The 10,461-nt window shown below is 71.3% G+C and carries 11 protein-coding genes; 3 read left to right on the top strand and 8 right to left on the bottom strand.

Features of this window, described 5'->3' with window-relative positions; genetic code table 11:
• Nucleotides 1-68: 68 nt before the first annotated feature.
• The 5 genes from KN815_RS27960 to KN815_RS27940 form a co-directional block, all read right to left on the bottom strand.
• The gene (locus tag KN815_RS27960) at nucleotides 69-1,031 is read right to left on the bottom strand and encodes a carbohydrate ABC transporter permease (protein WP_216344685.1); all 963 of its coding nucleotides are present in this window, start codon (nucleotides 1,029-1,031) and stop codon (nucleotides 69-71) included.
• Nucleotides 1,028-2,317: an ABC transporter substrate-binding protein gene (locus KN815_RS27955; protein WP_216344684.1), complete on the bottom strand. Its 1,290-nt coding sequence runs from the start codon at nucleotides 2,315-2,317 to the stop codon at nucleotides 1,028-1,030. The genes KN815_RS27960 and KN815_RS27955 overlap by 4 nt, the downstream gene beginning before the upstream one ends.
• 69 nt (nucleotides 2,318-2,386) lie before the next feature.
• A complete protein-coding gene (locus KN815_RS27950; RefSeq protein ID WP_216344683.1) occupies nucleotides 2,387-3,136 on the bottom strand; it encodes a cupin domain-containing protein in 750 nt (249 codons plus the stop codon).
• A 5-nt stretch (nucleotides 3,137-3,141) separates the two neighbouring features.
• The gene (locus tag KN815_RS27945) at nucleotides 3,142-4,107 is read right to left on the bottom strand and encodes a DUF6807 domain-containing protein (RefSeq protein WP_216344682.1); all 966 of its coding nucleotides are present in this window, start codon (nucleotides 4,105-4,107) and stop codon (nucleotides 3,142-3,144) included.
• A gap of 7 nt (nucleotides 4,108-4,114) precedes the next feature.
• Complete coding sequence (locus tag KN815_RS27940) at nucleotides 4,115-5,272, bottom strand: Gfo/Idh/MocA family protein (RefSeq protein WP_216344681.1); 1,158 nt, start codon at nucleotides 5,270-5,272, stop codon at nucleotides 4,115-4,117.
• A 183-nt stretch (nucleotides 5,273-5,455) separates the two neighbouring features.
• Between KN815_RS27940 and KN815_RS27935 the strand changes: the two genes are divergently transcribed.
• A complete protein-coding gene (locus tag KN815_RS27935) occupies nucleotides 5,456-6,505 on the top strand; it encodes a LacI family DNA-binding transcriptional regulator (protein WP_216344680.1) in 1,050 nt (349 codons plus the stop codon).
• 250 nt (nucleotides 6,506-6,755) lie between these two features.
• Here KN815_RS27935 and KN815_RS27930 read toward each other — a convergent pair whose 3' ends face one another.
• Both KN815_RS27930 and KN815_RS27925 read right to left on the bottom strand, forming a co-directional pair.
• Nucleotides 6,756-7,034 (bottom strand): hypothetical protein, encoded by a 279-nt coding sequence (locus KN815_RS27930; RefSeq protein ID WP_308403681.1) that lies wholly within the window; start codon nucleotides 7,032-7,034, stop codon nucleotides 6,756-6,758.
• On the bottom strand, nucleotides 7,031-7,510 hold the full coding sequence (locus KN815_RS27925) for a hypothetical protein (RefSeq protein WP_216344679.1): 480 nt from the start codon (nucleotides 7,508-7,510) through the stop codon (nucleotides 7,031-7,033). The genes KN815_RS27930 and KN815_RS27925 overlap by 4 nt, the downstream gene beginning before the upstream one ends.
• Nucleotides 7,511-7,707: 197 nt before the next feature.
• Between KN815_RS27925 and KN815_RS27920 the strand changes: the two genes are divergently transcribed.
• Nucleotides 7,708-7,974 carry a hypothetical protein gene (locus tag KN815_RS27920; protein ID WP_216344678.1) on the top strand — a complete coding sequence of 89 codons (267 nt, stop codon included), beginning with the start codon at nucleotides 7,708-7,710 and terminating at the stop codon, nucleotides 7,972-7,974.
• 18 nt (nucleotides 7,975-7,992) lie between these two features.
• Here KN815_RS27920 and KN815_RS27915 read toward each other — a convergent pair whose 3' ends face one another.
• Nucleotides 7,993-9,195 (bottom strand): helix-turn-helix domain-containing protein, encoded by a 1,203-nt coding sequence (locus KN815_RS27915; protein ID WP_216344677.1) that lies wholly within the window; start codon nucleotides 9,193-9,195, stop codon nucleotides 7,993-7,995.
• A 216-nt stretch (nucleotides 9,196-9,411) separates the two neighbouring features.
• Between KN815_RS27915 and KN815_RS27910 the strand changes: the two genes are divergently transcribed.
• Entirely contained in the window at nucleotides 9,412-10,362 is a 951-nt protein-coding gene (locus KN815_RS27910) for a bifunctional helix-turn-helix transcriptional regulator/GNAT family N-acetyltransferase (RefSeq protein WP_253209287.1), read from the top strand.
• Nucleotides 10,363-10,461: the final 99 nt, after the last annotated feature.

Genomic DNA, 10,461 nt, shown 5'->3' with positions numbered 1-10,461 from the left:
GTCGCCGGGGTGGCCGGGCCGGCGGGGGGTGGCCGGGCCGGCCGGGGCGGTGGAGATCGGGGCGGTGGTCATCGGGCCCCCTCGTTGTTGTCGTTGGCGTAGAAGACCCAGGCCCGGGAGGTGCGGAAGAGGACCGCGGTGACGACCCCGATGGCCAGCAGCAGCACCCAGGCCATGGCGGAGGCGTAGCCCATATGGGAGGCGGTGAAGCCGCGGTCGTAGAGGTAGAGCGTGTAGACCAGCGTGGAGTCGGCGGGTCCGCCCTTGCCCGCGCTGACCGCGAAGGCGGGGGTGAAGACCTGGAACGCCTGGATCATCTGGAGCACCAGGTTGAAGAAGAGCACCGGGGAGAGCATCGGGATGGTGATGGAGCGGAACTGCCGCCACCAGGTGGCCCCGTCGACCGCGGCGGCCTCGTACAGCTCCACGGGTATCTGCTGGAGCCCGGCCAGGAAGATCACCATGGGGGCGCCGAACTGCCAGATGGTCAGCAGCGCGACCGACAGGATGGCCCAGCCCGGCTTGTTGATCCAGCCGCCGATGTCGATGCCCATGCCGGAGAGCAGATTGTCCACCGAGCCGCCGTCGTTGAAGATCGCCCGCCAGACCAGGGCGATGGACATCGACGCGCCGAGCAGCGAGGGCGCGTAGAACGCCGAGCGGTAGAAGCCCTTGCCGCGCTTGACCGACTTCAGCGCGATGGCGACGGCGAGCGCCATGGCGAGCTGTAGCGGCACCGCGATCACGACATACGTCAGGGTCGTGATGACCGACCGCCAGTAGCGGGGGTCCTCGGTGAACATCTGGGTGTAGTTGCGGAAGCCGATCCACTGGGGCGCGTCGAACATGTCGTAGTCGGTGAACGACAGATACAGGGACACGGCCATGGGCAGCAGCGTCAGCACGGCGGCGCCGAGCACCCATGGGGACAGGAACACCCAGGCGGCCCCCTGCCGCTCGCGCTTCGGCGCCCGCTTGCCGCCTGCGGCGGGGGGCGCGGCGCCCTGGGGGCGGGTCGCGGTCGCGGTCATTGCCTCAGCTCCGCCTTCGCCTCGGTGATGTAGTTCTCCGCCGCCTCGCGTGGCGACATGCGCTCGTAGCTGACCTGGTCGTAGTCGCGCGAGAAGGTGGACTGAAGGGAGGTGTCACCCTTGGGCGGCGCGGGCGGCGGATCCTTCAGCCTGCCCTCGAACTGCTTCTGGTACGTGGAGATGACCTGGTCGAAGCCCTCCAGCTTGGGCAGTACGCCCTGCCGGATGGCGTCGTTGGCCGGGATGCCGCGGGAGGCGCCGAGGATGGCGCCCGCCTCCTTGTCGTTGAGCAGGAAGTCGATGAACTGGGCGGCCTGCTTGGGGTGTCCGGTCTTGGCCGAGGCGCCGAAGAACATCGACGGTTTGCAGTACTGCCCGGGGGTGCCGTCCTCGCCGACCGGGAACGGTGCCAGCTTCAGCCCCTCGCCGACGATGGCCGAATAGCCGCTGACGGGGGCGTCCCAGTTGAAGTCGGCGACGGACTTCAGCCGGCCCAGCGGGGTGTTCTCCACCGTGCCGTCCATCTGGGTGGTCTGCTCGGCGGACGAGACCGCGCCCTCCTTGCGGAGCCTCGTGCACCACTCCCAGTAGCGGGTCAGATCGTCGGCGGTGAAGCCGAGCTTCTCGTCCTTGACGTAGAGGGATTTGCCCTGGCCGCGCAGCCAGATCTCGAAGACGTCCTCGCTCTGGCCCGGGTCGGTGGAGCCGACCCGCTCCTTCGTGGCCGGGGACGCCGCCAGCTTGCGCATCGCGTCGGCCCAGTCGTCCCAGGTCCAGGTCAGGGTGGGCGCGGGGACGCCCGCCTTGCGCCACAGGGTGGCGTCGTACGCCATCGTCTCGGTGCCGCGGGCCACCGGGAGCGCGTACTGCCTGCCGTCCACCACCCCGGTGGCCAGCAGCCCCTTGTCGATCTCCGAGGTGCGCAGCTCGGGGTGTTCGCCGAGGTTCAGCAGGATGCCGGCGGTGGCGTACTGGTTGATCTGCCGGTAGTCGAGCTGCATCACATCGGGGGCGTCGCCGCCCGCCGCCTGCGTGGCCAGCTTCGCCTTGTAGGTGTCGAAGCCCGCGAAGGACGTGCTGATGTCGATGTCGGGGTGGCGCTTCTCGAAGAGCCTCACGGCCTCTTCGGTGCGGGCGGCCCGGTCGGGGTTTCCCCACCAGGTGAACCGCAGGCTGACCTTGCCGCCCGAGCCGCCGCCGCCATCGCCGCCGCAGCCCGTGAGGGTCCCCCCGAGCGTGAGCACGAGAGCCAGGGCACAGGACGCCTTTGTCCTGTTTCTGCGCATACCGGAGCCGACCTCCCTCCTGAATGGTCCGTTGAGCGTATGAGCGTGCGTGGTGGTGTGCTACGGCGGCTATTCGCCGTAATACGGGAGCGTGACACCGGGCAGTTCGTACTCGTCCCGGCGGCCGCACATGCCGTAGCCGCCCCGGCGGCTGGGCCCGGTCGCGGTGACCCGCGCCTCGGCCAGATGCGCGGGGTCGCCCGCGGCGAGCGCGGTGAGCTGTTCACCGGTGCGCCGCGCGGCGGCGAGCGCCCCGTCCCGCCAGCGCGGCTCCCAGTCCTTCACCTTGGGCGCGGCGATCCGCACCGCCGCCTCGTGGAAGGCGCGCAGCGGTCCGTCGTCGCCGCTCTCGGCGGCGGCCCGCAGCGTCAGATAGCCCTCGATCGCCAGGTCCCGGCGGCGCCGGGCGGCCGCGTCGGCCTCCGGCCCCTCCTTGGCGGGCAGCGCGGCGGCCGCCGCGTACCGCTCGGGGTCGGCCAGCACCTCGGGCGGGAAGGTGAAGACGGCGTCCCCGGCCTCCGGCAGCCCGCTGTTCTGCATCAGCACGGTCACCCTGAGGCCGCCGCCCTGCACCATCCGGTGCACCGTGCCGGGGGTGAACCACACCACCGCGCCCGGCTCCAGCGGGGTCTCGGTGAAGCCGTCCTGGACGGTCAGGGTCTGCACGGCGCCGCGTCCGGCGGTGACCACATACGCCTCGGTGCAGGCCAGATGGAGATGGGGGCTGCCGCCGCACACCCCGTCGGCGGCCTCCCACTCGTACGCGCTGATGTGGGAGAGGCCCACACCGCCGGGCAGCGGGGCGAACATCTCGCTCATGTCACTCACCACCCGTGGTTCTCGAGGTAGCCCTCGGCGCGGGCCCGGTCCCAGGCGCCGTCGGCGACCACCACCCGGTAGCGGTAGCCGAAGGACTCCCCCGGCGGAAGCTCGAACTCCTCGAAGAACGCCCAGGAGGGGGCGACCGAGGGGATCGGTTCGGAGCGCACGAACCAGTGGGAGGCGTGGATGGAGTCGGCGTTCTCCGGCGCATGGGCGAACAGCAGCGTGGAGTGCCCGTCCACGCCGTCGTGCTCACCGGTGAACGCGACCCAGGGGGCCTCGGCCGCCGGGGTGCCCATCAGGTCCGAGGCGCCCTTCTCGCCCTCGCCGCCGCGCCCGTCCGGGCCGATCACATCGCCGCCGGTGAAGTCGCGCGGGCCGCGCCAGTTGAGCCCGGTGTACCCGGCCATCTCCCGGCCGGCGGTGGTCGGGGAGCCGAAGTTCAGGGCCTCGCCGCGGATGTTGGTGAGGCGGATGGACCAGTCCAGGGCCCAGGCGCCCGCCTCCGGTTCCACCGAGTGGAGTTCGATGGTGCGCACCTCGCGCGCCCACTCCTGGCCGCCGCTGTGTTGTACAGAAGGATTGGCGACCCAGGTGAGGGTCTCCACGAAGCGCAGCCGGTCGTCCGCCACCGCGAACTCCTCGAAGCCGTCGTGGCGCATCGAGCCGACGCGCTCCTCGACATGCTGGTAGCCCTGCTCGGGGCCGAGGTAGGAGTTGCCACCCCAGAAGTTCTGGCCGGACAGATGGCTGGAGGTCATCTGGAGGCCCTTGTGCCAGCGGTGGTCGCTGGGCCGGTAGCCGGAGACCGGGTTTCCGGCGAGGGTGCGCAGCGGGTGGGCGTAGGGCTTACGGGCCTCGAAGGCTTCCGGGTCGGGCCGGTAGACGTAGGCCATCAGCTCGACGCCGCCGGAGACGACCGAAATCCGCTCGCCGTGGGTGTGGGTGACGGTGATGCGCTGGGTCATGGCGGCCTCAGCTCTCCTTGGTGGTGGCGGTCGCTGCCTTCGGCGCCCATGCGGGGTGGTTGCCGTGCATGGCGTCGTAGTACGGGTCCCCGGGCACGATCTCGCCCGCGCGTACGGGCTGCCCGGTGAAGGCCGCCTTGTAGAGCGCGGCGATGAACTCGAGGGTGCGGCGGGCGTCCTGGCCGCTGCCCGGGGGCCGTACGCCATCACCCATCGCGTCCAGCAGCCCGGTCAGTTGCGCCCCGTGCGAGCTGGGCAGATCGGCGGCCGGGGTGCGCCAGCGCCGCTGCCGGGCGGGGTCGTCGCGGACGTGCGGGGCGGGGGTGTAGACCCAGTCGTCGTTGCGGTGGCCGTAGAGATGGGTCAGCTCGACGGTGGCGTCCGCGCAGTCGATACGGATCCGGCTGACCTCGTCGGGCGAGAGCACGCTGTTGACGACGGTGGCCATGGCGCCGCTCTCGAACCGCACCAGCGCGGTGGACACGTCCTCGCTCTCCACCGCGTGGATCAGCCGCCCGGCCATACCGCGGATCTCGGTCCAGTCGCCGAGGAGATGGAGCAGCAGATCCATCTGGTGGATGCCGTGGCCCATCGAGGGTCCGCCGCCCTCGGTCTCCCAGCGGCCGCGCCACGGCACCGCGTAATAGGCGGTGTCGCGGTGCCAGGTGGTCTGGCAGTGGGCCACCAGCGGCTGCCCCAGCGCGCCCTCGGCCAGCAGCTCGCGGGCGTGGACGGCGCCCGAGCCGTAGCGGTGCTGGAAGACCACCGAGGCGTACGGGCCGCCCGCCTCCCGCTCGGCCGCGGCTATCTCGTCGTACTCGGCGAGCGTGAGGCACAGCGGCTTCTCGCACAGCACCCAGGCACCGGCCTTCAGCGCGGCCACCGTCTGCTCGCGGTGCAGGGAGGGCGGGGTGCCGATGAGGACCAGATCGGGGCGCTCGGCCTCCAGCATGGCCGCCACATCGGAGTAGCCGGTGACGGCGAAGGCGCCGCCCTCGGCGGCCGTGGCGCGGAAGGCGTCGAGCCGGTCGGCGGCCACGTCGACGGCGGCCACGAGGTCCACACGGTCGGCGTGATCGCGTAGTGCGGGCAGATGGCTGCCGGTGACGATTCCTCCGGTGCCGACCACTGCGGTACGGATACGGGCGGTGGCTGCTGCGGCCATGGGCTGAGGCTCCTCGCCGGGGGTAAGCGCTTGCTGGGGAGGACCCTAGGCATGGTCCGGATGACAGGACAAGACCCTGGACGGCACAATCGCGCCGCTCATGGAGTGAGAGCATGGGGGCGCCGACAAGTGCGCGCGGTGTCCCGGAAGGTGACCACCGGGTGACCATCCAACGGAGGAATCATGGCAGTGACCCTGGCCGATGTGGCGGCACGTGCTCGGGTCTCGGCGGCCACCGTGTCGCGCGTCCTGAGCGGCAACTACCCCGTGGCGGAGTCGACCCGGAACCGGGTGCTGCGCGCCGTCGATGAGCTGGAGTACGTGGTCAACGGCCCGGCAAGCGCTCTCGCCGCCGCCACCTCCGATCTGGTCGGGGTGCTCGTCAACGACATCGCGGACCCCTTCTTCGGCATCATGGCGGGCGCCGTACAGGCCGAGATGGGCGCGCCGGCGGGCGAACCGGGCCGGGGCGGCGAGAAGCTCGCGGTCATCTGCAACACCGGTGGGTCGCCCGAGCGCGAGCTGAACTACCTCACCCTGCTCCAGCGGCAGCGCGCCGCCGCCGTCGTGCTCACCGGCGGCGCGGTCGAGCACCCCGACCACGCCGCCGCCGTGGCCGCCAAGGCGTCCCGGCTGGCCGCGTCCGGCACCCGGGTGGTGCTGTGCGGCCGTCCGCCGATCGCGGACGCGACCACCCTCACCTTCGACAACCGCGGCGGCGCCCGCCGCCTCACCGAACATCTGCTGACCCTCGGCCACCGCCGCATCGGCTATGTGGCGGGCCCCGCCGAGCGCACCACGACCCGCCACCGGCTGGAGGGCCACCGGGCGGCGCTCGGCGCCGCCGGTCTCGACGCCGACCTGGAGCGGCTGACCGTGCACGGCCTGTACGACCGCGCCTCCGGCTACGACGCGACCCTCGAACTGCTGCGCCGCGACCGGGGTTTGACGGCCATAGTCGCCGCCAACGACACCATCGCGCTCGGCGTCTGCGCGGCCCTGCGCGACCAGGGCCTGCGGATCCCCGAGGACGTCTCGGTCGCGGGCTTCGACGACCTTCCGTTCAGCGCGGACGCGGTCCCGGCCCTCACGACGATGCGGCTGCCCCTGCACGAGGCGGGGGCGCGGGCCGGGCGCCTGGCCCTGGGCCGCGAGCCGCAGCCGCCGGGCGGGGTGGCGATGGTCCGCGCCGAACTGATGGCCCGCGCCTCGACGGCCCCGCCGCGCGGCTGAACGATGCACTCCGTGCGGGGCGGGTCTCCTCCGTACGGGGCGGGGCCCCCGCGCTCCCGTACTGGGTGGGACCCCCGCGCTCCCGTTTCCGGGCGGAACTCCGGGCCGGGGTCCCAAGCGGCCCGGAGCCCCCCTTGCCCAGTTCCGCCGCCCACCCGGCTGTGCCGGCTCAGCGTCGGTCTGTGGCTCGCGGATGTCCGGTGCCTGCGAAGGTGATCCAGCAGGTATCGCGGGCTGTGTCCAGGAGATATCAGATGCGGCCGGCGCCGGTCACCTCGATCTGCCACTGCTCGCAGGTCTGTCCGCGGTGGGTGCCATGCGCCAGGCCGCCCTTGAGCCGGTGGTGCCGGGGTGTCTCGGTGGCCGGCCTGGGGTTCGTGCGCATGACGATCCAGGCACGGTAGGTGTTCTCCCGAGCCTGTTGGGCGAGGCTCTCCCAGCCCTTGGCCGAGGCCGCGTCCGCGAAGCGGACTTCCCAGTGGCCGTCTGGTGCCGGTGGTGCGGCGCGGCCGCCGCGACCCGCGGTCATGCGGCGCCCCGCGGGTCCGGTACCGGGCCGTAGTCTTCGCCGTGGTCCCTGGTCAGTGCGGCCAGTAGCTCGGGGTCGGAGTGGACCTCGGCGGTGTGCTGCCAGGCGATGAGCAACTGGGCGACGGACGCGCTGTTGCCGAGTGAGTCGGCGGCCCGCATGGTGTCGACCAGTTCGACGGCGAAAGCGTGGAGATCGGGCTCGGGCAGGAAGCTGACCCAAGGGAATGCGTCCGGCAGTATGTCGAGGAGCAGTTCCATGCTGCCGGGCTCCCGACGCGCCATCGCGGCCAGCATCCGGGTGGCTGCCGACACCACGGTCTGGTCCTGCTCGGCCCGCGCCGCGGTGGTGAGGACCAGATCCTCACCATCTCTGCGATGCAAGAGCAGTCTCGGCGATTCGTGGAGCCGGGCAAGCGTCTGCTTGTTCTTGTTCACCAGCTCGGAGAAGTTCACGGCTGCATTCTCGGTACTCACGACTTTGAAACTACTTCGAAATTCGACCTGGCGCCATCACCCAAAAGAGGGGCGCAGGCGAGTGGACCGGTCACGTGTATCTCGCGAGCGGTCGCTCGTCGGTAACCGGTTCCGCCCTCCTCCGTGCTGGGGAACGATCTTCGACGGCACGGGGAACGATCTTCAGGGCCTCTTGTCGCCGCACATCAGCCCCATCCGTGAACGCCCCAGAGCGCGACGACGCCGAGCAGGAGCGCCACCCCTGCGCCGATGACCACGCCGGCACGGGCGAGACGGAGGCGTACAGGACGGCTCTACACGGCATCGGCGGCCTTCTCGCAGAGCGGTCGGCACACCCACAGCTTCCGACGGCGCTGCCGCTGCCACTGTTCTCCACCTCGACCGGGATCGGCTCGTCGGTGGGCAGTCGGCAGTGGTGGCAGAGTTGGCGGCCTTCCGGGGCACGGCCGTATTCGACGCGGTGACCAACTACAGAGCGTGCGCTAAACGCCGCACCACTCCGCGTACTCCCTGAGCTGCTCATCCGCACGCTGTCGCGCCCGCAACAGCGTCGCCGCCGTCTCGTGGACCGAATGGTGATAGCGCGTCAACTGCGGCGAGCTCTCACGCGCGGACCTCAACGAACCCAACGCGTCGCCGTGTTGTGCCGTCCACGCCTCGGCACGGGCCCGGTCGATCCAGTAGTGCGCCGCCCGCGTCGGCGGATAGTCGTCCGGGAGTCGCACCTGGAGGGCGTGCTCAAGCGCTTCCGCGTGCTCGTCCCGATCACCGGCCGCCGCGATCTGGTGCAGCCGAACATTCAGCGGGCCGAACGCCAGGGCGTAATGTCGCGTCTCCCCTATCCGCTCCGCCAGTTCGGCGGCCTCCCCGAGCCAATCACCGGCCGCCGCATCGTCACCGTTGCGCGCCGAAAGTACGGCGGCTCGGAGCTGGAGCGTGCCCCGCACCGCTCGTGTGGCGCGATCGCCATCGTCGTCCAGGTCCCGCAGCGCGTGTCGCATCAACGAGACGCCACGGTCCAGACGGGAGTTGTCCGCCGCCATCTGCGCCCGCTCGTATCGCTCGACCGCGACCTGCCGTGGGTCACCGGACTGCGGCGCTGCGACCGCCATGCGGGACAGCGCCAGGCGGGCCAGATCCATGTAGCCGAGGCGGTAGGCGACGATCGCCGCCGTGCGCGAAACCTCCGCTTGTAGATCGTGGGCCCGCTCACGGTGCTGACCCGGTGATCCGTACATCTGGGTGGTGACCGCGATTTCGCTGATCAGGCCCGGTAGACGTGCGGCGATATCCAGGAACTCGGCCTTCACCCGGAGCCGTACAATCCGCTCGATCTCGGCTTCCAACGCATCGAGCGCGCGGGGAGGTGGGGCGTCTTCAGGCGGGATGTCCCAGTCATCGAACGAGGTGCTGATGGGAGTGAGCAGGGCGTCTAGCTGATCCTTCTGGAGAGCCTGGATGTAAGGCTGCCCCCGCAAGACGGAGACGCCGACGCCGAGGGCACGAGCGACGGACGCGACGACGGGTTCGCTGGGGTACCGCTCACCGTTTTCGATTCGGCAGAGCTGGCTCGTGGATACGTGGGCGCGACGGCCGAGTTCAGAGAGGGAGTAGTTGCGGATGAGGCGGAACTCGCGGATGCGAGCGCCGATGCTTTCCGTAGAGCTGTCGATGCTGCCGGGCATGATGACTCCCGTTCTGTGCTGACACTCAGAACGGTACCGGCGGTCGGTTCCGCCGGTACGGGTGATCGGCCCCCATTTCGGTGGGGCCGTCGCGCTTCCTGACACGTCGTACCGCCCACATCCGCCCCCGGCGCAGGGACCCCCCTTCCCAAATACTTGATCTGGCGCAACTATGAGATCAAGCGAAATCGACACAGGGGTACGGAGGGGTGCCGGATGGGCCCGCGCGACAATCTCGATCTGGCCGTGGACGAGGTCCGCGACTTCAACCGGATGTACACCCGCCTGATCGGCGTCCTCGACTACCCGGGGCAGCTCAACACCCCGTACACGCTGAGCGAGGCCCGCATCCTCTACGAGCTGGCGCGGCGGGAGCGCACCCACGTCTCGGCCCTCCGCGAGCACCTCGGGGTCACCGCCGCGCATCTGAGCCGGACGCTGAGCCGGTTCGAGGAGCGGGGGCTGGTGACGCGCGAGCGCCACTACCGCGATGCCCGCTTCCAGGAGGTGCTGCTCACCGCCGAGGGCCGGGCGGCGGCGGAGGATCTGGACCGGCGGTCGCGGGAGGCGGTGACCGGGCTGCTGGCCAAGGTCCCCCGGAACGAGCTGGGGCGGCTGCGGGAGGCGCTGGCCACCGCGCGGCACGCGCTCACCGGTCCGGCCGACCCCGGGGTGCGGCTGCGCGGGCTGGAGCCGGGCGACCTGGGCTGGATCGTGCAGCGCCACGGCGCCGTGTACGCCCGGGAGTTCGGGTGGAACGCCGAGTTCGAGGCCCTGGTGGCCCGGATCGTCGGCGAGTTCGGCGCGAGCCATGACCCGGCCCGCGAGCGGGCGTGGATCGCGGAACTCGACGGCCGCCCCGTCGGTTCGGTGATGTGCGTCCGGGACGAGCGGCCCGATACGGCCCGGCTGCGGCTGCTGCTCGTCGAACCGGAGGCGCGGGGGCGGCGGCTCGGCGAGCGGCTGGTGGCCACGTGTATCGACTTCGCACGCGAGGCGGGCTACCGCGATCTTGTGCTGTGGACCAATGACGTCCTGACCTCCGCCCGCCGGATCTACGAGGGGGCCGGGTTCGAGCTGATCGCCGAGGAGCCGCACCGGGGCTATGGCTCGCCCCTGGTCGGGCAGGACTGGCGGCTCGCGCTCCAGGACTCGGCGCACGGCTGACGGCCCGCGGTCCGCCTGCCGTCCGCCCGCGGGCCGGGTGATGTGCCGTGCACAGCCAGGCGGGCCTGGTGAAGTCGGCCGCGGTTCAGCGGCGCCGCC

It is taken from the genome of Streptomyces niphimycinicus (genome assembly GCF_018883605.1).
Taxonomy (GTDB): domain Bacteria; phylum Actinomycetota; class Actinomycetes; order Streptomycetales; family Streptomycetaceae; genus Streptomyces; species Streptomyces niphimycinicus.
Note: the sequence above shows the minus strand (reverse complement) of the source record. Positions and strands in the feature narration are given on the sequence as shown.

Bases quoted from the DNA above. Each gene is read 5' to 3' on its own strand.
- KN815_RS27960 (WP_216344685.1), bottom strand. From the start codon at position 1,031: ATGACCGCGACCGCGACCCGCCCCCAGGGCGCCGCGCCCCCCGCCGCA.
- KN815_RS27955 (WP_216344684.1), bottom strand. From the start codon at position 2,317: ATGCGCAGAAACAGGACAAAGGCGTCCTGTGCCCTGGCTCTCGTGCTC.
- KN815_RS27950 (WP_216344683.1), bottom strand. From the start codon at position 3,136: ATGAGCGAGATGTTCGCCCCGCTGCCCGGCGGTGTGGGCCTCTCCCAC.
- KN815_RS27945 (WP_216344682.1), bottom strand. From the start codon at position 4,107: ATGACCCAGCGCATCACCGTCACCCACACCCACGGCGAGCGGATTTCG.
- KN815_RS27940 (WP_216344681.1), bottom strand. From the start codon at position 5,272: ATGGCCGCAGCAGCCACCGCCCGTATCCGTACCGCAGTGGTCGGCACC.
- KN815_RS27935 (WP_216344680.1), top strand. From the start codon at position 5,456: ATGGCAGTGACCCTGGCCGATGTGGCGGCACGTGCTCGGGTCTCGGCG.
- KN815_RS27930 (WP_308403681.1), bottom strand. From the start codon at position 7,034: ATGACCGCGGGTCGCGGCGGCCGCGCCGCACCACCGGCACCAGACGGC.
- KN815_RS27915 (WP_216344677.1), bottom strand. From the start codon at position 9,195: ATGCCCGGCAGCATCGACAGCTCTACGGAAAGCATCGGCGCTCGCATC.
- KN815_RS27910 (WP_253209287.1), top strand. From the start codon at position 9,412: ATGGGCCCGCGCGACAATCTCGATCTGGCCGTGGACGAGGTCCGCGAC.